The sequence below is a fragment of the Actinoplanes missouriensis 431 genome (assembly GCF_000284295.1).
Taxonomy (GTDB): Bacteria; Actinomycetota; Actinomycetes; order Mycobacteriales; family Micromonosporaceae; genus Actinoplanes; species Actinoplanes missouriensis.
This window is the reverse complement of the sequence record NC_017093.1, coordinates 3,922,652-3,943,710: the sequence shown is the minus strand read 5'-3', so window position 1 is coordinate 3,943,710 and position 21,059 is coordinate 3,922,652. Positions and strand designations below refer to the sequence as shown.

Sequence of the window (21,059 nt, the reverse complement as noted above, 5' to 3'; positions counted from 1 at the left end):
GGACGGAGGGGTCCGGCTTATTGGTGGGGAACAACTTCAGACTCCGATCGGGTACGAGTGCTGCGGGGCCCAGGTGAGGAAGACACGCTCGCCGCGCGAGGCGACGTCCTCGGCATCGTGTGCATTCTGATCGAACACCACGAAGTCTGATCCAGCGGTGGTCGCCACTGTGTAGTTCGTCGATGTGCCGTGGTAGACGACCTCGGAGACCGTGCCGGAGACGACGCTGAGGCCGGGCGCGTGCGGCGCCGAGCGGTGCAGGTCGATCTTCTCCGGGCGCACCGAGACCTCGATGGCCCGGCCGGCCGCCACACTCGCCGGCAGCGGCATCAGGACCCGCTCCCCCGACCCCAGGTCGATCACCCCGAGGCCGTTCTCGACCCAGCTGACCTGGCCGTCGATGAGATTGGAGGTGCCGATGAAGCCGGCCACGAACCGGCTCGCCGGGCGCTCGTAGATGGCCCGCGGCGAGCCCAGCTGCTCGATCAGGCCGCCGTTCATGACCGCGATCCGGTCCGACATCGTCAGCGCCTCGCCCTGGTCGTGCGTGACGTAGACGAAGGTGATGCCGACCTCGCGCTGGATCCGCTTGAGCTCCACCTGCATCTGCTGGCGCAGTTTCAGGTCGAGCGCGCCGAGCGGCTCGTCGAGCAGCAGCGCCCGCGGGTGGTTCACCAGCGCCCGGGCCAGCGCCACACGCTGCTGCTGGCCGCCGGACATCTCCTTGGGCTGCCGCTTCTCCATCCCGGTCAGCGAGACGATCTCGAGGATCTCGCCGACCCGCCGGCGGATCTCGCTCTTGGCCACCTTCTTGCGCTCCAGCCCGAACGCCACGTTCTGCAGCACGTTCAGGTGCGGGAAGAGCGCGTACGACTGGAAGACCATGTTGACGTCGCGCTTGTTCGGCGCGACGCCGGTGACGTCCTGACCGTCCAGGAACACCTTGCCGGCGGTGGGCTCCTCGAAGCCCGCGATCATCCGCATGGTGGTGGTCTTGCCGCAGCCGGAGGGGCCGAGCAGCGAGAAGAACTCCCCCTGTCCGATCGCCAGGTCCAGGCTCTTGACGGCCGGCACCGCCTCACCGTGCGACAGGTAGTCCTTGCGCACGCCGGCGAACTCGATCGCCGGGTGCCCGGCGCGCTGACCGTCGCCGGTCGGCGCGCTCGTGGCGTGGTGCGGGGGAGAAGTGGTCATCTATCACCTCAAGGCGGGGCGGTTTTATCGAATCGGTGGTGACCGGATCAGCCGTTGAAACTCATGACGTGCTTGATCCGGGTGTACTCCTCGAAGCCGTACAGGGAAAGGTCCTTGCCGTAACCGGAGTGACCGTAGCCGCCGTGCGGCATCTCGGAGACGAACGGCAGGTGCGTGTTGATCCACACCGCGCCGAAGTCGAGCCGGCGGGAGACCCGCATCGCCCGGCCGTGGTTCTGGGTCCAGACACTGGCGCTGAGACCGAACCGGACGTCGTTGGCCCAGCGGACCGCCTGCTGCTCGTCCGTGAAACTCTGCACCGTGATGACCGGCCCGAAGATCTCGTCCTGGATCATCTCATCCTGCTGGCGCAGTCCGGTCACGACGGTCGGCTCGAGGAAGTACCCACGGTCACCGATCCGGTTGCCGCCGGCCACCACGTCCGCGTGATCCGGGGTGCGGCCCAGGAAACCGGTGACCCGGTCCAGCTGGTTCGCGTTGTTGACCGGGCCGAAGTACGCCTCGGTGTCCGACGGCGGACCGGCCTTCGTGGCCCTCGCCGCGGCCGCGAGGGCGGCGGTGAAGTCGGCGGCGATCCGCTCGTGCACCAGCACCCGGGTGGCCGCCGTGCAGTCCTGCCCGGCGTTGAAGAAGCCGGCACCGGCGATCGCGGCCGCGGTGGCCTCGATGTCGACATCGTCGAAGACCACGACCGGCGCCTTGCCGCCGAGCTCCAGGTGCACCTTCTTCAGGTCGGGCGCGGCCGACGCGGCGACCTCCATGCCGGCCCGGGTGGAACCGGTGATCGACACCAGCTGCGGGGTCGGGTGCGCGACCAGCGCGCGGCCGGTGTCCCGGTCGCCGCAGACCACGTTGAGCACGCCCGGCGGCAGGAACTCGGCGGCGATCTCGGCGAGCAGCAGCGTGCTCACCGGCGTGGTGTCCGACGGCTTGAGCACCACCGCGTTGCCGGCCGCGATCGCCGGGGCGAACTTCCAGACGGCCATCACCATCGGATAGTTCCAGGGGGCGATCTGCGCGACCACGCCGATCGGCTCACGCCGCACGAACGAGGTGTGGTCGCGCAGGTACTCCCCCGCCGACTTGCCCTCCAGGATGCGCGCCGCGCCGGCGAAGAAGCGCAGCTCGTCCAGGATCGGCGCCATCTCCTCCTGGCGGGTCGCCGCGACCGGCTTGCCGGTGTTACGGCACTCGGCCGCGATGATCTCCTCGGCCCGCGCCTCGACCGCGTCCGCGATCCGCAGCAGCGCCCGCTGCCGCTCGGCGGGGGTGCTGTCCCGCCACACCTCGAAACCCTCGGCGGCCGAGGCCACCGCCCGCTCGACGTCCCGTGGCGAGGAGACCGGCGCCTGCGCGTAGGCTTCCCCGGTGCTGGGGTCGATGACCGGCGTGGTGATCCCGTCGGCGGTGTCGCTGTAGGACCCGCCGACGAAGTTGCGCAGCACGGTACTCACGAAAGATGGAGCCTTCCGGTTCATGGTGTGCCGGGGATCTCACCTCCGACTGGCGAGACCATTCCACACCGGTGCATTGAGGGGCAAGGGAATCCGAAGTAATTTCCAAGCCTGAAACGGAATCAGAACTTTGACCCCGGTTCAGACGACGTAATCCGGGGTTCACCCGGTGGTGTAACCATCCGCCGCGGTCAGCGCCTCATCCAGGATCGCGAGGCCCTCCCGAACCTCGTCCACGCTGGTCGTGCACGGGGGCACGACGTGGATCCGGTTGAAGTGGACGAAGGGCCAGAGGCCGCGTTCCTTGCAGGCGGCGGCGACCGCGTTCATGGGCGCCGCGTCTTTTCCGGCCGCATTGAACGGGACAAGTGGCGTCTTGTCCTCATTCTTGACGAGCTCGACCGCCCAGAACACGCCCAGTCCGCGAACCTCGCCCACGCTCGGGTGCTTCGCGGCGATCTCGGAGAGAGCCGGGCCGATCACGTCCTCGCCCAGCATCCGGGCGTGCTCGATGACCCCCTCCTCCTTGAAGATCTGCATGCTCGCCACCGCGGACGCCGCCGCGAGGGGGTGACCGGAGTAGGTCAGGCCACCGGGGAACGGCCGCTCCCGGAACGTCTCGGCGATCGCGTCCGAGATGATCACGCCACCGAGCGGCAGGTACCCGGAGTTCACGCCCTTGGCGAACGTGATCAGGTCCGGCGTGACGCCCCACCTGTCGATCGCGAACCACTCGCCGCACCGGCCGAAGCCCGCCATCACCTCGTCGGCGATGAAGACGATGCCGAACTCGTCGCAGATCGCCCGGACGCCGGCCAGGTAGCCGGGCGGCGGGACCAGGATGCCGTTCGTCCCGACCACCGTCTCGATCAGGATCGCGGCGATCGTGCCCGGGCCCTCGAAGACGATCGTGTCGCGCAGGTGCTGCAGGGCGCGCTCGGACTCCTGCTGCTCGTTCGCGGAGAAGAACGGCGACCGGTACGGGTACGGTCCCCAGAAGTGCACGACCCCGATCGCGACCGGCTCGTTCGGCCAGCGCCGCGGGTCGCCGGTCGCGGTGATCGCGGTCGCGGTCGAGCCATGATAGCTGCGGTAGGTGGAGAGCACCTTGTGGCGGCCGGTGTGCAGCCGGGCCATCCGGATCGCGTTCTCGTTGGCCTCGGCGCCGCCGTTGGTGAAGAAGACCTTGTTCAGGCCGTCCGGCGCGACCTCGGCGATCATCCGGGCCGCCTCGCCGCGCTTGTCGTTGGCGAAGGCCGGCTGGATCGTGCAGAGCTTCGCGGCCTGCTCCTGGATGGCCGCGACCAGCCGCGGGTGCTGGTGCCCGATGTTGATGTTGACGAGCTGCGACGAGAAGTCCAGATACTTCTTGCCGGTGTAGTCCCAGAAGTGGCTGCCCAGCGCCTTCTCGATCGGCAGCGGGTCGATCAGGCCCTGAGCGGACCAGGAGTGGAAGACGTGGGCGCGGTCGTCCGCGCGTACCTGAGCCTCGTTGGTCACGTGCTGATCCTTATCGAGTCTGCGGGAAGCCGAGGTCGATCGACGAAGTCCCCGGGTCGGGCCAGCGCGACGTGACGACCTTGCTGCGGGTGAAGAAGTGGATGCCGTCCGGGCCGTACATGTGGGTGTCGCCGAAGAGCGACGCCTTCCAGCCGCCGAACGAGTAGTAGGCGACCGGCACCGGGATCGGGACGTTCACGCCGACCATGCCGGCGTTGACGTCGAACTGGAACTGCCGGGCCGCGCCGCCGTCCCGCGTGAAGATCGCGGTGCCGTTGCCGTACTCGTTGTCGTTGACCAGCTGGACGGCCTCGGCGTAGGTGCCGACGCGGACCACGCTGAGCACCGGGCCGAAGATCTCGTCGGTGTAGACGGTCATCTCCGGGGTGACGTTGTCGAGCAGGGTGGCGCCGAGGAAGAAGCCCTTGTCCGAAATGTCGGTGGTTTCGCGGCCGTCCGCGACGACCGTGGCACCTTCGGATGCGCCTGCCGCCACGTAACCCGCGACCTTGTCCCGGTGCTGCGCGCTGATCAGCGGACCCATCTCCGACGCCGGGTCCGCCCCGTCGCCGATCTTGATCTTCGGGATACGGGCCGCGATGGCGTCCACCAGCGGATCCGCGATGTCCCCCACGGCCACCACCACCGAGATCGCCATGCACCGCTCACCGGCGGCGCCGTATCCCGCGCTGATCGCCGCGTCCGCCGCCGCGTCCAGCTCGGCGTCCGGCAGCACGATCATGTGGTTCTTCGCGCCGCCGAGGGCCTGCACCCGCTTGCCCTGTGCGGTGCCGGTCTCGTAGATGTACTTCGCGATCGGGGTGGAGCCGACGAAACTGACCGCGGCGATCTCCGGGTTCAGCAGGATCGCGTCGACCGCCTCCTTGTCGCCGTGCACCACGTTGAAGACGCCGTCCGGCAGGCCGGCCTCCTTCCAGAGCCGGGCCAGGAAGAGCGACGCCGACGGGTCCTTCTCGCTCGGCTTGAGCACGAACGCGTTGCCCGCGGCGATCGCGGTGGCGCACATCCAGAGCGGCACCATCGCCGGGAAGTTGAACGGGGTGATGCCGGCGACCACACCGAGCGGCTGGCGGATCGAGTACACGTCCACGCCGGTCGCGGCCTGCTCCGAGAAGCTGCCCTTCATCAGGTTCGGGATGCCGGTGGCGAACTCGACGTTCTCCAGGCCGCGGGCGATCTCCCCGGCCGCGTCGGCGAGCACCTTGCCGTGCTCGGTGGTGACGATCCTCGCCAGCTCGCCGGAGTGCGCCGCGAGCAGCTCGCGGAACTTGAAGAGGACGGCCGAGCGCTTCGACAGCGACGCCGCCCGCCACTGTTTCGCGGCCGCGGCGGCCACCGCGACGACCGCGTCGACCTCCGCCTTCGAGGCGAGGTCGACCGTGGCGATCTGCTCGCCCGTGGCCGGGTTGAAGACCGGTCCCACCCGGCCGGACGTCCCCGGCGTTTCCGAACCGCTGACCCAGTGCGCAATGTGACTCATGGGCCAGAGATTATGTGACGACCCTGGACCGAACAATGCTTGAAATGTACTGTCACAAAGTGCTCAACGCGGTGATGGAACGCCTGCTCGATCCCAGCGCCCGCGGCCTCGCGGAAGCGGTAAGCCGAGCCGTCGGCGACGGCGCCCTCGCCCCCGGCGTCAAACTCCCCCCGGTCCGCCGGGTCGCCGCCGAGCTGCACCTCTCCCCCAGCACGGTCAACGCAGCCTGGCAGCTGCTGCGCCGCTCCGGCACCATCCGGACGGACGGCAGGCGCGGCACGGTCGTCGCCACGGCCGGCACCGGCGGTCCCGGCCGCTACCGCGCGGCGCTGCGCGGCACGTCCGGGTTCGGCCTCGACCTCTCCACCGGGGTGCCCGATCCGGCGCTGCTGCCGCCGATCCCCGCCCTGCACGGGCTCTCCCCCGCGCCGACCAGCTATCTCGACGAGCCGGTGCTGCCGGAGCTGGGCACGCTTCTGCGGGAGCGGTGGCCGTACCCGATCGATCGTCTTGCGGTCTTCGACGGCGCGATGGACGCCGTCGACCAGGTCGCCTCCGCCCTGCTGCGCCTCGGTGACCTCGCGGTGGTGGAGAACCCCTGCTTCCCGCCCCTGCTGGACCTGCTCGAAGTCCTCGGCGTCTCCGTGATCGGCGTCGGCACGGACGCCAGCGGCATGCTCCCGGACCAACTCGGCGCGGCCCTCGCCCGCCGCCCGGCCGCCGTCTTCCTGCAACCACGCGCCCTCAACCCCACCGGCGCGTCGTGGTCACCCTCGCGGGCCCACGCACTCGCGGCGGTCCTCTCCGGCCACCCCCAGGTGTACGTCGTGGAGGACGACTCCGCGGGCGACCTGTCCGCCGGACCGCTCCGCTCGCTCGGCGCGCACCTGCCCCGCCAGGTCGTCCACGTCCGCAGCTTCTCCAAGTCACACGGCCCGGACCTGCGGCTCGCGGCCGTCAGCGGCCCGGCAACCGTCCTCGACCCGATCCTGGAACGCCGGCTGCTCGGCCAGGGCTGGACCAGCCGCCTGCTGCAACACCTGCTGCTCTCCCTGCTCACCGACCCGGCCTCGGTCCGGGCGGTCCGGGCCGCCCGCGACGAGTACGCCCGCCGGCGCCACCTGATCACCTCCGGCCTGGCCGCCCACGGCATCACGCTGCCGCCCGGCGAGGGCCTGAACGTCTGGCTGCCGGTCCAGGACGAACAGGCCGCGCTGCTGAGCCTCGCGACCGCGGGCATCGGCGCGGCGGCGGGCACGGCGTTCGCGGTCGGCCCGGCCGCCGAGCCCCACCTGAGGGTGACAGTGGGCCTGGTGGCGGACGGCCACGAGGAGGTGTCCGCCCAGCTCGCACGCGCCGCCCGAGCGGCAACCCCGGGAATCCCCCGTTGACCCACGCCATCTAGTCGTGAGACGGTCGTGGGCATGAGCGCATGCGACACTCTGCCTATGAGCGAGGAAACGCTGCTGGATCACCCCGGGCCGTGGACCGAGGAGGATTACTTCGCGCTCGGCGAGACCAACAGCCGGATCGAGCTCGTCGATGGGAGCCTCTGGGTGACCCCCTCAGCCAACGGACCGCACCAGGACATCAGCGGTCAACTCCGCGAGGCACTCCGACCCACGGCACGACCCGCCGGCCTTCGGGTGCGACAGGACCTCGACGTCCGCCTGGCACCGGGTCGCATCCTCCGCCCCGACCTCATCGTCACCCGAGGCCCCCGGGTCATCACGGTCGCCGAGGCCTCCGATGTCCTGCTGGTCAGCGAGATCACCTCACCGGGCAACGCAGCGACGGACCGGCTGTTGAAGAAGGAGCTCTACGCTGCCGCGAAGATCGAGTGGTACCTGCTGATCGAACCCGACATGGCCGACTACGAGTCGCTCACCCTGAGGCTGTTCCGTCTGGACGGTGACAAGTACCTCGAGGACGCGGTAGCGACCAGTGGAACGAGCCTGATCCTTACCGAGCCGTTTCCGGCGACGATCGATGTCGACAACCTTCTGGACCTCTGAGCGATGTCGTTCTCCCCGCTGGATCATCCGATGCTCTGGACTGCGGAGGAGTACCTGGCGCTCGGCGAAACGGTCAGCCGGGTCGACCTCATCGAGGGCGCGTTGTGGGTCGGCCCATCCGCCTGGGGCAGACAGCATCGTCGGGTCGGATCTCTTCCGATTGACCGGCGGCCGCTACCACCCGCATGCGACCGCGGAATCCGGCGAGACCCTGAGCTCGGATCAGCCTTCCCGCTTTCGATAAACACCACCGGTCTGCTCGGCCGTTGACTCACTTCGCCGGGACGAAGCTGTCGAAGACCAGCTGCAGGTCCTTGCGGGCCGCGTTCCACTCCGAGTCCTTGGTCTCCCAGTAGAAGCCATACGCCTTGTCGTCCGCCACGACCGCACCCCGGTTGTTGACGTGCACCCGCGTGCCGCTCCGGGTGAACGTGAACTCCCAGTCCGCCGCCTTGCGGAAGTACTTCACCGGGTCGATCTTGATCTCGTCGTAGTTCGGGAAGTCGCCGCGCGACACCCGGTACTGCGACTGGTTCTCCCAATCCTTCACCGGGTTCGACTTCGGCTCGTCGGTCTGGTCGATGCCGAGAACCCGGCCGTCCCCGCGGAAGTACACCATCGTCCCGCGTTCCGACTTCTTCCAGCCCTCCGGCACGTACACGGAGAAACCCGTCGCATCCGTGTAGTTCTTCCACCCCGCGGGAAGCTGCGGACGCCCACCCGCCGCGCTGCTGCTCGCCGAGGACGCCGCCGACGGTGACGGGGAGGCGGACGCCGGCGCGCTGCTCGCCGACGGCACCGCGGTGGTCGTGGCGCCACCTGTCGCGGCCGGCGGGTTCGCGCCCTGCGCACCCGTCGTGGTCGTGGTCGTCGTGCTCGGCTGCGGATCCCGCTGCGCCGTGTTCTCCGCGTCCGGCCGGGTCAGCACGAACGCCAGCCCGGCCAGCGCCACCAGCACCACAGCGGCGAGCGCCGCCAGCAACCGCGGATTGCGCCGGCGCACGTCATCCGGCACCTCACCGGGCAGAGGCGCGGTGCGCTGAGCGGGTATGCGCGAGGCCGTCGCCGGTCGCGCTTCCTCCTCCGTGGGTACGGGTAGAGCTCCCGTCTCCTCGACACTCGCCCGGATCAGGCGCTCGGCCTCCTCGATCCCGATCCGCTGCTTCGGATCCTTGCGGAGCAGCCCGTCGAGCACCGGCCGCAGCGGCCCGGCATGCGCGGGCGGCTCCGGCTCCTCGGTGGCGAGAGCGGTCAGCGTGGCCATCGTCGACGACCGCTCGTACGGCGAGTGGCCCTCCACCGCCGCGTACAGCGTCGCGCCCAGCGACCACAGGTCCGCCTCCGGCCCGCTGACACCGAGCCGGGCGCGTTCCGGCGCCATGAAGTGCGGCGAGCCCACCACCACGTCGGACCGGCTGATCACCGAGTCGTCGTCCATGGCAGCGATGCCGAAGTCGGTCAGCATCACCCGCCCGTCGTCGGCGAGCAGCACGTTCGCCGGCTTCACGTCCCGGTGCTCCACGCCGTTGCGGTGCGCGGCCCGCAGCGCCCCGAGCAGCTCCAGCCCGATCCGCGCGGCACGTCCCGGATCCACCGGACCGTCCTCGCTGATCACCTGCTTCAGCGAGCGGGACGGCACGTACTCCATGACGATCCAGGTGCGCCCGTCCAGCTGCAGAACGTCGTACACCTGAACCACCGCCGGATGGCTGAGCCGGGCCGCCGCGCGCGCCTCCCGCAGGGTCCGCCGCGCCGCGGCGCCACCCTCCTCACCGGGCGGCTGGTCGATCTCCTTGATCGCGACATCGCGTTCCAGCGTCTCGTCGCGGGCCAGGCGCACCGCGCCCATACCGCCACGACCCAGCAGTTCGCCCAGCCGGTACCGTCCGGCAAGGATCGTCGGCGCATCGGGCATAGGTTCCGTCTTACCCTTTCCGCGAGCGTCCCCAACGTAGGCCGCCCACGGCCCGCGTGTCGCAGGCCGTCCATGGCCCCGCCCGCCCGGACCGTCCCCGGCCCGCTAGTCACTCCACCGGGCAGCATCCCGCCCGCTTCCGCCCGTTCCTGCCCGGGCGACGCGCGCCCGCCTTACCTGTTCTTGCCCGCCGTGCCCGTTCCCGCCCGCCGTGCCCGTTCCTGCCCTGCCTGTTTCTGCCCGCCCTGCCCGTGCTGCCAGGGCGATGAGCGCCGCCCGGGCCTTTCCCCGTTCAGGCCGTCGTCGCCTGAGCCTGCCCGCGCCGTCCCGCTCTGCGCACGTGCGCGCTCCCACCCGTGCACACCGGCCCCGTGCACACCGGCCCGTCCAAACCTGCCCAGTGCACATCCCGCTCATGCTCGGCCCGGTTACGGCTGATCGCCCGCACGGCACCGGCCCGACGCTGCCACTACCGGCGCGGGCTGATTCTTTCCGAACTCGCCGCATCGACCGTCGCCGGGCTGCCCGAGACGCCCCGCACAGCCCTTAGGCCATCCTAGGACTCTAGGTTGCTGCCCCTGCCGCGTTGCTCATTGTGCCGCCCGCCCCGCCGACACCAAAACCGCCCCGCCCAGAGATCCACCCGCACCTCAAGCCGGACGCCCCCCGCACCACGCGAGCGCGTCGACTTCAGGCACGCTCCGCACCCCCGAAGCCACACACTGCGGTTGGCGCGCCGCCAAGCAGCATCCACCGACGGGATTGACGGGCGTGTTTACGGTGGCGGCATGCCTATTGATGATCATGAAGTCGCCATTGCCGCTGCCGAGGCGGGAGCCGCCGTCGTGCGGGCGCGTTACGGCAATGCGCTCGGCCGGGTCGACAAGGGCGGCGGCGACTTCGCGACCGAGGCGGACATCGCCGCCGAGCAGGCGATCCTCGCCGTGCTGCGCGAACACCGCCCCGACGACGCGATCACCGGCGAGGAGAGCGGATCAACCGGCCCCGCGGCCGCCCGCCGGCGCTGGCTGGTGGACCCGCTGTGCGGAATCCTCAACTACGCGGCCCGCAACCCACTGGTAGCCGTCAACGTAGCCCTCCACGACGCCGGCTCCGCCCGCGCGGCCGCATCAGCCGACCCCTTCACCGGCGAGACCTTCTGGACCGGAGGACAATTTTCCCGGGTACGCCGTGACCGCCACGACCACCCCCTGACCCCCTCCCCCGATTCCGCGCTGGTCGACGTGAACCTGGACCCGCCGTTCGACAGTCACCCCGCGCGCCTGCTGTCCGCGCCCGGGTTCACCGAACGGTTCCGGCCCCGGGTCCTCTCGACGACGCTCGCGCTGGTGTGGGTGGCGACGGGTCAGCGGGCGTCCTACGTGACCTACGGCAGCGTGCGGGAGAGCGTCCACTTCGCCGCCGCCATCGCGATCTGCGAGGCGGCCGGCTGCGTGGTCACCGGCGTTCAGGGCCAGCCCTTGCACACCGGACCGGGCGGCCTGCTGGTGGCCGCCGACGCCGCGACCCACGCCGAACTCCGCGACCTCGTGATCGCTTCCTGGTCCCCCGCCGCCTGACAGGCAGTGCATCTGGGCGGTGATCAAGCCGGTATAGCCTGCGCCAGCGACGGCTCGCGAGCCCGGGCCGGAGCCGAACACGGTGATCACACCGGTCCAGCCTGCCCCAGCGACGGCTCGCGAATCCGGGCCGTAGCCGAACACGGTGATCACGCCGGTCCAGCCTGCCCCGGCTACGGCTCGGGGAGCCGCAATGCCACTCAGCCTCAGTTGATCTCCAGTTCGGGTGGTGAGCGACAAGGCGGGTCACGGTGGGTCACGGTGGGCTTGTGTCCGGGTGGCGGCTCATGATGCGGTGTGGCGTGGGGGCGGCGGCGCACCGACGTTCACGCCGGCCGTGATGAAGTCACACCGAAACGGTTCGTGTGCTCTCGTCCCTGCTCTGGCGTTGATGGATCGCCACGCAGGCGTTGCGTGTGGCCCCATCGATGCGGCACCGGCCTTCCGTGTGACCCCATCCAAGCGGCGCCGATGTTCCGTGTGGCCCCATCCACGCCGCTGGCCGTCTCGGGCTGGGCTCCGGATCACCCCTGAGCATCCTAGGAATCTAGGCTGACCGCCCCCCGATAACGATCACCCCAGCGCAGCGACCCCTCTGACCAGGGCAAGGGCGATTAGTCGGGATTCGCAGGGGTACGTCAACTGCCGGGAGAAACGTGCAGGACGGAGGGGACGATGACCCACACAGACGCACGAACCGAACAGGCGTCTACCGCTGAACTGGTCAGCCGGCTCAGCGAACAGGTGACCACGCTGGTCCGGGACGAGCTCGCTCTCGCCCGCATCGAGATGGTCGAGAAGGGCAAGAAGGCCGGCAAGGGCGCGGGGCTGCTCGGCGGGGCCGGGGTGATCGCGGCATACGGCCTCGGTGCCCTGTTCGTCACCATCGGCGCCGCGCTCGCGCTGGTCATGCCGGTGTGGGCGGCCGCCCTGATCGTGACGGTGGTGCTCTTCGCGGGCGCCGGGGTCGCCGCGCTGATCGGGAAGAAAGAGGTGCAGCAGGCCGTGCCACCGTCGCCGGAGCAGGCGATGGAGAGCGGCCGCCGGGACGTCGACGCGCTGATGACGGCGGCCCGTAACGGGAGGCACTCATGAGCGACGACAAGCCGGGTTCGCGGCAGCACAGTCCGGGGACGCCGACACCCACGCACGGCGCGTCGTCGAATCCGCCCGCCGCGAGTGGCAAGCCGTCGCCGCGGCCGGCCGGGTCCGGGAGCGTGAACGCCACCGCGCGTCCGGCGCAGGGGCGGAACGCGAAGCAGCACAGTTCCAAGCCGGGCGGCCCCAAGCCGGCGCCGCCGCCTAATCAGAATCGGACCGGTCCGGGTCCCGCGAAGCCGGCCCGCGGCGACGCCCCACCGGGAACCGGCCGCAAACCGGCCAACCCCACTTCCCTGGGTACGGCCACCGCAGGCGCCCCTGGCAAACCGGAAACGGACACCACCGCGGCAGCCAAACCGGAGCCCGTGACCGAGGCCGCCAAGGGTGGCGCCACGGCATCGGCGGCTACGACCGGGAAGCCCGCCGAACCCGCGAAGATCGGGACGACGGGTTCCACGCCGCTCCCGAAGACGACAGCCGACACCAAGGCCGGCAGCGGCGCCGACGGCAAGACTGGCAACGGCGCGGACAGCAAGACCGGCAACGGCGCGGACAGCAAGACCGGCAACGGCGCGGACAGCAAGACCGGCAGCGGCGCGGACGGCAAGGCCGGCAGCGACGGCAGCGGCGCGGACGGCAAGCGGGACACGGCCCGCGACACGGCCCGGGACTCCGCCGGTGACGAGGGGGACCCTTCCCGCCGTACCCGGGAATTGAAGGACGAGATCGCACGGACCCGGACCGAGATGGGCGAGACCGCCGCGGCCCTGGCCGCGAAGGCGGACGTGCCCGGCCGGGTGCGCCAGGGGGCCGCCGAGACCAGCACACACGTTGCCGAAGGCGTCGCCGAGGCGGCCGAGCAGGCGCGGGCGGCGATCGGATCGGTTCCGCGGAGGGTGGGTGCGGAACCGCAGCGGTACGCTCTGCTCGGCGCCGCGGTCGCTGCCGCGGCAGCCGGTGTGGTGCTGATCCGGAAGGCACGCTGAGTCGTCAAACCGCGCTAGTCGTCAAGGCACGCCGAGTCGCAACGTCTCGTGAGCCCCAGCCGAAGCAAGACCGGCTGGGGCTCAGTGCTGCCCGGCCCAGCGCCGGGAGCCAACGCGGAAAACAGCGCCGGGAGCCAGCCCGGGGTGCGGCGCCGGGAGCCAGCGCGGGAGCAGCGCCGGGAGCCAGCGCGGGAGCAGCGCCGAGAAGCCGGTGCCGGACACCCATTCTTTGAAACGTCTCACCCATCCCCTGAGCTCGGCTCGTCACGCGGACATCACAGGTTCCAAGCGCATCCGCACTCAACTCTTGACCCAGCTCTAACAGGATCGTAACGTGAGTCACACCCCAGCTAGAACGTTTCAAGAATGTCCTTCATTGGAGGCGTCATGCGTCCTCGGTTCACTGCCGCCGTCGCGCTCACCGCGACTGCCGCACTGGCTCTCACCGGGTGCACCAAAAAGAACGACGACACTGCCGCCGGCGGCGACGCGAGCGGCGACAAAACATACAAGGTCGCCTTCGTCCCGAAGCTTCAGGGTGTCCCCTACTTCGAGGCGATGAACGCCGGCGGCAAGGAGGCGGCCGCCGCGCTCGGCAACGTCGAGTGGCTCTACCAGGGTCCGACCCAGGCGGACGCGGCCGCGCAGGCCGACATCGTCCGCTCCTACATCCAGCAGAAGGTCGACGCGCTGATCGTGGCGCCGAACGACCCGGACAGCATGGCGCCGCTGCTGCAGCAGGCCAAGGACGCCGGCATCCACGTGGCGACCGCCGACACCGACGCGCCGTCCAGCGTCCGCGAGGTGTTCGTGAACCAGGCGACCGCCGAGGGCATCGGCCAGGGCCTCACCGACTCGCTGCTCACCGCGATGGGCGGCAAGGGCAAGTACGCGATCGTCTCCTGCGGCCAGACCGCCGAGAACCTGAACTCCTGGATCGAGGTGCAGAAGGCGTACACGAAGGAGAAGTACCCGGAGGCCGAGATCGTCGACATCGTCTACGCCGGTGAGGACCAGGCGAAGGCGACGCAGATGGCGACCGACCTGATGAACGCGCACCCGGACCTGACCGGCCTGGTCGGCGAGTGCACCTCGTCCGCGCCGGGTGTGGCGCAGGCGGTCAAGGACGCCGGCAAGATCGGCAAGGTCTTCACGGTGGGCCTGGGCACGCCGCAGTCGATGAAGCCGTACCTGACCGACAAGTCGTCGACCGCCGCGATCCTCTGGGACGTGGAGAACCTGGGCTACCTGACCGCGTGGGCCGGCGCGCAGCTCGCGCAGGGCAAGCCGTTCGCGGCCACCAACAACGTCTCCAGCGACCTGTCCGCGGTCGCCTACACCGAGGCCGACAAGATGCTGCTCCTCGGCCCGGCGCTCGCGATCACCGACAAGAACGTCGACCAGTTCAACTACTGAGCCGATGACCCAGGAAAACGAAACGCCCCGGCTGCGCCTGACTGCTGTCTCCAAGCGGTTCGGCGCGGTCCGGGCCATCCAGCACGCTGATCTCACCGTACGAGCCGGCCAGGTGCACGCGCTCGTCGGTGAGAACGGCGCCGGCAAGTCCACGATGATCAAGATCGTCGCCGGGGCCGAGCAGTCCGACACCGGCGAGATCGAGTGGGACGGGCGCCCGGTGAGGATCGGCTCCACGACGGACGCGATAGCCCTCGGCATCGCGACCGTCTACCAGGAGCCGCAGCTCTTCCCCGAGCTCACCGTCGCCGAGAACATCTTCCTCGGCAAGGAGCAGCGAAGCGGCTTTCTCAAAAAGGTCGACTGGGCCGCGCAGAACGCCAAGGTGGTCGAGCTGCTCGAACTGCTCGGCCTGCCGGCGAAGTACGCGACGGCCACGGTCGGCGACCTCTCGATCGCCGAGCAGCAGCAGGTGTCGATCGCGAAGGCGCTCTCCGGCGACGCGAAGGTGCTGATCCTCGACGAGCCGTCGGCGATCCTCACCGACGCCGAGATCGAGACGCTGTTCACCGTGGTCCGGCGGCTGACCGCCTCCGGGGTGAGCGTCATCTACATCTCGCACCGGCTGGACGAGTTGTTCCGCATCGCCGACGAGGTGACGGTCATGCGGGACGGGCGGACCATCGGGACGTACCCGATCGGTGAATTGAGCGTGCGGCAGATCGCTCACCTGATGGTGGGCGAGGAGCTCTCCGACGACCGGCCGCACCGGGAGGTCCCGGAGGGACCGGCCGTGCTGGAGCTGCAGGGTCTCACCCGGACCGGCAAGTTCCGCGACGTCGACGTGCAGGTCCGGGCGGGCGAGATCGTGGCGCTCTACGGCCTGGTCGGCAGCGGCGTCTCGGAGATCGCGGCGAGCTGCTACGGCATCGAGCGGGCGACCAGCGGCACGATCAAGATCAACGGAACAGCGCAGAGCCCGAGGAGCCCGGAGCACGCGCAGAAGCTGGGGATCGCCCTGCTGCCCGCCAACCGCAAGGTCGAGGGCATGTTCGGCTTTCAGTCGATCGCGTTCAACATCTCGGCCGGCCACCTCAAGCTCCTCTCCAAGCTCGGCGTCTTCGTCGACCGGGGCCGGGAGAAGGTCGTCGCGCTCGACATGATCAAGCGGCTCGCCGTGCGCACCCCGCACGAGCGCCAGCCGATCAGCGCGATGTCCGGCGGCAACGCGCAGAAGGTGGTGCTGGCCAGGCAGCTGGTGGAGCGTCCGAAGGTGCTGATCCTCGCCGAGCCGACCCAGGGTGTCGACGTCGGCGCCAAGGAGGAGATCCACCGGCTGATCACGGAGCTGGCCGAGGAGGGCACCGCGGTTCTCGTGGTGACCTCGGACCTGCCGGAGGCGCTGCGCATCGCCGACCGCATCCAGGTGGTCCGCGGCGGCACCACGACGGAGGAGTTCGGTCCGGACGCCAAGCAGGTCGACCTGCTGGCGGCGGCCGCGGGAGGAAGCGAATGACCCTCGTGACGGAGAGGACCAAGCCGAGGGTCCTGACGAACCCGATCACCGGCCAGGAGATCGTCCTGGTCGGCGTGATCGCGGTGCTCTGGGCCGCTCTCGCGGTCAGCACCCCGGCGTTCCTGACCGCCGGCTCGATCCAGCCGCTGCTGGTGGCGACCGCGCCGATCGCCCTGGTCGGCGTCGGCATGACGATCGTGATCATCACGGGCGGCATCGACGTCTCGGTCGGCGGCGCCATCATGGTCTGCTCGGTGATCACGGCGAAGACGCTTGTCAGCTCGGACGTCAGCCTCGGCGTCGCGGTGCTGATCTCGCTGCTCTCCGGCGGGGTGCTGGGCCTGATCAACGGCGTGCTGATCGCCTACGGCCGGGTGCACGCCATCATCATCACGTTCGGCACGGCGAACATCTTCATGTTCCTCGGCCTGCAGATCTTCGGCTCCGGGACGGTCAACGGGATCCCCGCCACGCTGGGCTTCTTCGGCCGCGGCGAGGACGGGCGCACGCTCGGCGTGCCGCACGCGTTCCTGGTCACCATCCTGATCACCGCGGCCTGCTGGTGGTACCTGCGGCACACCGCGGGCGGCCGGCACTTCTACGCGATCGGTGGCGACGCCCAGGCGGCCCGGCTCGCCGGTGTCCGCGTCCAGCGCCGGGTGCTGCTCGCCTACGTGATCACCGGTCTGCTGGTCGGCCTGGCGTCCTGTTTCGTGATCGCCCAGGGCACGTCCACGCTGGACCAGTCGGTCGGCTCCGGCAAGGAGCTGGCGGTGATCGCCGCGGTGGTCATCGGCGGCACCTCGATCATGGGCGGCCGGGGCTCGGTGCTCGGCACCCTGCTCGGCGCGCTGCTGGTGCAGACCGTGTCGTCCGGTGTCACCCAGTTGGGCTGGCGCTCGCAGCTCTCCGACCTGTTCGTCGGCATCTTCATCATCGTGGCGGTCGGCGCCGACCTGCTGCGGGCTCGTGCACGGAGGTCCCGATGACGGCAGCTACCGTAGAAAAGCGCGAGAAAACGGATATCACGCGTCTTTTCCTGACGCAGCGTATCCCGCTGCTCGCCGTACTGATCGTCATCGTCGTCGTCACGTTCTTCATCAACGACGCCGGTGGCTACCTGACCGCCCCCTACGACTTCGACTACATGTCGGCCTCGCTGATCAACGCGGTCCCGCTCGCGATGCTCGGCCTCGCCGAGATGCTGGTGATCCTCTCCGGGCGCGGCGGCATCGACCTGAGCGTCGGGGCGATCGTCAGCCTGGCCGGCATGGTCTTCGGATTCGCGTACGGCGAGTGGGGCTGGCCGCTCTGGATGGCGATCATCGCGACGGCCGGCTTCGGCGCGCTCTGCGGCGCGATCAACGGGTTCCTGGTCTCCTACATCGGATTCCCGGCCCTGATCGCGACCCTGGCGACCTTCTACGCCTTCAAGTCGATCGCCATCGTGATCAACAACCAGCAGCCGATCAGCACCGCGCCGATCCAGGATCTCTTCTCGCTGAGCAAGTCGGTCGAGCTGCCGATCATCGGGCAGTACATCCCGGACGTGCCGCTGGGCATCTTCACGTTCCTGCTGCCCACCGTGGTCGCGGTGTGGCTGCTGCTGGCGCGGACCGCGTACGGCCGCCGCCTCTACGGCATCGGCACCAACGACGTGGCCGCCCGCTGGGCCGGTCTGCCGGTCCGGGACACGCGCTTCAAGGCGTACGTCTACGCGGGCCTGATCTCCGGCCTGGTCGCCGTGGTGACCGTGGCGCAGTTCGCCTCGGCCCGCCCGGACGCCGGCGTCTCCGGCAACGGCATGGCCCTGCCCGCGATCACCATCGCCGTCCTCGGCGGCGTGGCGATCACCGGCGGCATCGGCCGGGTCGCCGGCGTGGTGCTCGCCACCCTTCTCATCGTCTGGCTCAACGCCGGCATCCTGCTCGCCTTCGTCGGCAACGAGGGCTCGCAGTACCAGCTACTCGCCCTGGGCGCGGTCCTCGTCTTCGCGGCACTGCTGAACGGGCTCACCAACCGGAAATATGGAGGGGCGCAATGAACCTCGACGGTCTCAATGATTTCAGCATCGAGGTCCCGAGCTGGGCGTACGGAAACTCGGGAACGCGCTTCAAGGTCTTCACCACGAAGGGCGTGCCGCGGAACCCGTACGAGAAGATCTCGGACGCCGCGGAGGTCAACCGTCTCACCGGCCTCGCGCCGCGGGTCTCCCTGCACATCCCGTGGGACCTGGTCGACGACTGGTCCGACCTGCGCAGGCACGCCGAGGAGAACGGCGTCACGATCGGCGCGGTCAACTCGAACCTCTTCCAGGAGGACGACTACCGCCTCGGGTCGCTCTGCAACCCCGACCCGGCGGTACGCCGTAAGGCCGTCGACCACCACCTGCAGTGCCTGGACGTGATGCGCCAGACCGGCTCCACCGACATCAAGGTGTGGCTGCCGGACGGCCTGAACTATCCCGGTCAGGACTCGCTGCGCGGCCGCCAGGAGAGGCTCGCCGAGTCGCTCCGCGCGATCTACGACGCTCTTGACCCGGACCAGCGGATGCTGCTGGAGTACAAGCTGTTCGAGCCGGCCTTCTACAGCATGGACATCCCGGACTGGGGCACCTCGCTGCTGCACTGCCTGGCCCTCGGCGAGCAGGCCACCGTCGTGCTCGACACCGGTCACCACGCGCCGAGCACGAACATCGAGTTCATCGTGATGCAGCTGCTGCGGCAGAACCGGCTCGGCGCGTTCGACTTCAACTCCCGCTTCTACGCCGACGACGACCTGATCGTGGGCTCGGCCGACCCGTTCCAGCTCTTCCGGATCATGTCGGAGATCGTGGCGGCCGGCGCGCACCGGCCGGAATCCAAGGTCAACTTCATGCTCGACCAGTGCCACAACATCGAGGAGAAGATCCCCGGTCAGATCCGCTCGGTGCTCAACGTCGAGCAGGCGCTCGCCAAGGCGCTGCTCATCGACCAGGAGGCGCTGGCCGTGGCGCAGCGCGACGGCGACGTGCTGGGCGCGAACGCGATCCTGATGGACGCCTACGAGACCGACGTCCGCACGGCCCTCGCTGACCGGCGCGAGGAGCGGGGCCTGCCGCGCGATCCGGTGGCGGCCTTCCTGGCCTCCGGGTACGCGCAGAAGGCCGCCACCGACCGCGCCGGTGGCACGCAGGCCAGCTGGGGAGCCTGAAAAACCCGGCGTGGAACCGGGGACGCGGCGCACCATGGTCTTCATGGGAAGCATCGCGCCCCCGGACCACGATGCCCGGGTGACGGCGGTCCGGGCCCGTCTGGACGACGTCACCGGCGGTGAGCCCGGACCGGACGAGCTCGCTCTGCTGGTCCGGCTGCTGCGGGCGTTCGCGGTGCGGGCGCCGGAGGCCGCCGAGCAGGTGATCACGTTGTTGTCCAGCGGCTCCGAGGATCTCCGGGACCGTGCGCACGCACTGAAGGGGTCGGCCGCCAACATCGGCGCGGCCGGCCTGTCGGCGCTCTGCGCGAGCATCGAGCAGGACGCCCGGGCCGGTGTGCGGCCCGACCCGGTGGCCACCGCCGAGATGCTGCGCGCCGAGACCGCCGCGGTCCTGCGGGCGGTCACCGAGGTGGCGGACGCCTACGAGGAGCGCCGGACCAGGTACCGGTGAAAGTCCGGCACGGCCGCCAGGACCGGCTCCACGATATCGACGACCCGGGCGAAGTTGGCGAGCCGGTCCAGCATCACCTCGGTCGCCACGGTCCCCCGGCCGATCAGCACCAGGCCGTTGAGGGCCACGACGTCCTCGGCCAGGCGCATCCCGACCTCCAGCTCCATGATCCGCAGCGACTTCACCACCTCCTGGTGCGCCCGGACGCCCTTGATCCGGCGCAGCGCGGCGAGCACGTGCGGCGCGCCGTCGCCGCGCTCCTCGAGGACCCCGATCGCGGTCGCCGAGTTCGCCGAACGGGACTCGACGATCTCGTACTCGATGGCCGTCCGGATCACGCTGATCCCGGCCTCGACAAGCGCCGAGCGCCCGCTCTCCGGCTCCGGCTCACCGGCCAGGCCCTCCGCCATCGCGACCACGTCGTGCAGCATCGGGATGTCGCGCAGCAGGCGGACCGCGGCTCGGGGCATCGCGGTGACCATGGCCTGCTCGTCCGGGCCCAGCGGCACGCCCCGGTCCAGCTTCTTGAGCACTGCCGGCGGCACGGTCACCGCGCCGAGCTGCGACGCCATCGCGGCCACCTCGATCTCCCAGAGCCCGTCGAGCTGCAGCTCATGACAGAGCTCGGCGACCAGGGCGCGGATCCGGCCGGCCCGGGCGAACGCCACCGGGCTGGCCAGCTCGAGGCAGCCGAAGAGCGCCTGGACGCTGGTGCGCAGGGTCTTGTCGAGCAACTCCCGCTCGGCCATCGCCTGACCGTGCCGGGCCACCGCGTCGCCGACGATGCTGCGCAGCTCCCCGGTGCCGGCCGGCTTCGGCAGGTAACGGTAGACGCCGCCGGAGTTGATCGCGGCGATCGCCGTGTCGATGTCGCCGTGCCCGGTGTGCAGCACCCGGATGGTGTCCGGGTACTCGACCTGGACCCGGCGCAGCAGCTCGATACCGTCCATGTTCGGCATCCGCATGTCGCTGACCACCGCCGCGACCGGGCCGTTCTCGGCGAGCATCCGCAGCGCGTCGGCGCCGTTCGAGGCGGTGAGCAGCGTGTGGTCCGGTCCCAGTTGCAGCGCGAGCGTCTGCAGCACGGCCTCCTCGTCGTCGACGAGCAGCACGACGGGCTTCCCCTCGGTCCCCATCCGATCCCTCACTTGCCTGCGGCGGTGTCCTACGCAGGACTTATCGCCACCCGTGAAGATCCACTAAGTGTTCGCCCG

The 21,059-nt window shown here is 70.1% G+C and carries 18 protein-coding genes; 11 read left to right on the top strand and 7 right to left on the bottom strand.

Annotation, left to right across the window (positions count from 1 at the left end; translation table 11 throughout):
* Positions 1–36: 36 nt before the first annotated feature.
* From AMIS_RS18515 to AMIS_RS18500, 4 genes are all read right to left on the bottom strand, one after another.
* Positions 37–1,194, bottom strand: coding sequence for an ABC transporter ATP-binding protein (locus AMIS_RS18515; RefSeq protein WP_014443875.1), 1,158 nt, complete (start codon positions 1,192–1,194; stop codon positions 37–39).
* A 47-nt stretch (positions 1,195–1,241) separates the two neighbouring features.
* Complete coding sequence (locus AMIS_RS18510; protein ID WP_014443874.1) at positions 1,242–2,693, bottom strand: gamma-aminobutyraldehyde dehydrogenase; 1,452 nt, start codon at positions 2,691–2,693, stop codon at positions 1,242–1,244.
* A gap of 138 nt (positions 2,694–2,831) precedes the next feature.
* On the bottom strand, positions 2,832–4,169 hold the full coding sequence (locus AMIS_RS18505) for an aspartate aminotransferase family protein (protein WP_014443873.1): 1,338 nt from the start codon (positions 4,167–4,169) through the stop codon (positions 2,832–2,834).
* A 10-nt stretch (positions 4,170–4,179) separates the two neighbouring features.
* On the bottom strand, positions 4,180–5,670 hold the full coding sequence (locus tag AMIS_RS18500; protein ID WP_041829883.1) for a CoA-acylating methylmalonate-semialdehyde dehydrogenase: 1,491 nt from the start codon (positions 5,668–5,670) through the stop codon (positions 4,180–4,182).
* 44 nt (positions 5,671–5,714) lie between these two features.
* Here AMIS_RS18500 and AMIS_RS18495 point away from each other — a divergent pair, with 44 nt between their 5' ends.
* On the top strand, positions 5,715–7,061 hold the full coding sequence (locus tag AMIS_RS18495; RefSeq protein WP_231859339.1) for an aminotransferase class I/II-fold pyridoxal phosphate-dependent enzyme: 1,347 nt from the start codon (positions 5,715–5,717) through the stop codon (positions 7,059–7,061).
* A gap of 57 nt (positions 7,062–7,118) precedes the next feature.
* Complete coding sequence (locus tag AMIS_RS18490; RefSeq protein ID WP_041829882.1) at positions 7,119–7,685, top strand: Uma2 family endonuclease; 567 nt, start codon at positions 7,119–7,121, stop codon at positions 7,683–7,685.
* A 271-nt stretch (positions 7,686–7,956) separates the two neighbouring features.
* Here AMIS_RS18490 and AMIS_RS18485 read toward each other — a convergent pair whose 3' ends face one another.
* Positions 7,957–9,600, bottom strand: a complete 1,644-nt coding sequence (locus AMIS_RS18485; RefSeq protein WP_014443869.1) for a serine/threonine-protein kinase — start codon at positions 9,598–9,600, stop codon at positions 7,957–7,959.
* Positions 9,601–10,388: 788 nt separating this feature from the next.
* Between AMIS_RS18485 and AMIS_RS18480 the strand changes: the two genes are divergently transcribed.
* From AMIS_RS18480 to AMIS_RS42760, 3 genes are all read left to right on the top strand, one after another.
* Complete coding sequence (locus AMIS_RS18480) at positions 10,389–11,180, top strand: inositol monophosphatase family protein (protein WP_014443868.1); 792 nt, start codon at positions 10,389–10,391, stop codon at positions 11,178–11,180.
* A gap of 675 nt (positions 11,181–11,855) precedes the next feature.
* On the top strand, positions 11,856–12,275 hold the full coding sequence (locus AMIS_RS18475; protein ID WP_014443867.1) for a phage holin family protein: 420 nt from the start codon (positions 11,856–11,858) through the stop codon (positions 12,273–12,275).
* Positions 12,272–13,267, top strand: a complete 996-nt coding sequence (locus AMIS_RS42760) for a DUF3618 domain-containing protein (protein WP_157434925.1) — start codon at positions 12,272–12,274, stop codon at positions 13,265–13,267. The genes AMIS_RS18475 and AMIS_RS42760 overlap by 4 nt, the downstream gene beginning before the upstream one ends.
* An 81-nt stretch (positions 13,268–13,348) precedes the next feature.
* On the opposite strand, the gene AMIS_RS42755 is transcribed toward AMIS_RS42760, so the two are convergent.
* Complete coding sequence (locus AMIS_RS42755; RefSeq protein ID WP_157434924.1) at positions 13,349–13,510, bottom strand: hypothetical protein; 162 nt, start codon at positions 13,508–13,510, stop codon at positions 13,349–13,351.
* A gap of 144 nt (positions 13,511–13,654) precedes the next feature.
* Between AMIS_RS42755 and AMIS_RS18465 the strand changes: the two genes are divergently transcribed.
* Genes AMIS_RS18465 through AMIS_RS18440 form a run of 6 tightly spaced genes read left to right on the top strand, consistent with a single transcriptional unit; the run spans position 13,655 to position 19,845 of the window.
* A complete protein-coding gene (locus AMIS_RS18465) occupies positions 13,655–14,683 on the top strand; it encodes an autoinducer 2 ABC transporter substrate-binding protein (protein ID WP_041829881.1) in 1,029 nt (342 codons plus the stop codon).
* 4 nt (positions 14,684–14,687) lie between these two features.
* Complete coding sequence (locus tag AMIS_RS18460; RefSeq protein WP_014443864.1) at positions 14,688–16,199, top strand: sugar ABC transporter ATP-binding protein; 1,512 nt, start codon at positions 14,688–14,690, stop codon at positions 16,197–16,199.
* On the top strand, positions 16,196–17,188 hold the full coding sequence (locus AMIS_RS18455) for an ABC transporter permease (protein WP_014443863.1): 993 nt from the start codon (positions 16,196–16,198) through the stop codon (positions 17,186–17,188). Before AMIS_RS18460 ends, AMIS_RS18455 begins: the two co-directional genes overlap by 4 nt.
* The gene (locus tag AMIS_RS18450; RefSeq protein ID WP_014443862.1) at positions 17,185–18,243 is read left to right on the top strand and encodes an ABC transporter permease; all 1,059 of its coding nucleotides are present in this window, start codon (positions 17,185–17,187) and stop codon (positions 18,241–18,243) included. Before AMIS_RS18455 ends, AMIS_RS18450 begins: the two co-directional genes overlap by 4 nt.
* Positions 18,240–19,391 carry an L-rhamnose isomerase gene (gene rhaI, locus AMIS_RS18445; RefSeq protein WP_014443861.1) on the top strand — a complete coding sequence of 384 codons (1,152 nt, stop codon included), beginning with the start codon at positions 18,240–18,242 and terminating at the stop codon, positions 19,389–19,391. The genes AMIS_RS18450 and rhaI overlap by 4 nt, the downstream gene beginning before the upstream one ends.
* Positions 19,392–19,434: 43 nt before the next feature.
* Positions 19,435–19,845, top strand: coding sequence for an Hpt domain-containing protein (locus AMIS_RS18440; protein WP_197538037.1), 411 nt, complete (start codon positions 19,435–19,437; stop codon positions 19,843–19,845).
* Here AMIS_RS18440 and AMIS_RS18435 read toward each other — a convergent pair.
* Complete coding sequence (locus tag AMIS_RS18435) at positions 19,815–20,981, bottom strand: response regulator (protein WP_014443859.1); 1,167 nt, start codon at positions 20,979–20,981, stop codon at positions 19,815–19,817. The genes AMIS_RS18440 and AMIS_RS18435 overlap by 31 nt on opposite strands.
* Positions 20,982–21,059 lie beyond the last annotated feature (78 nt).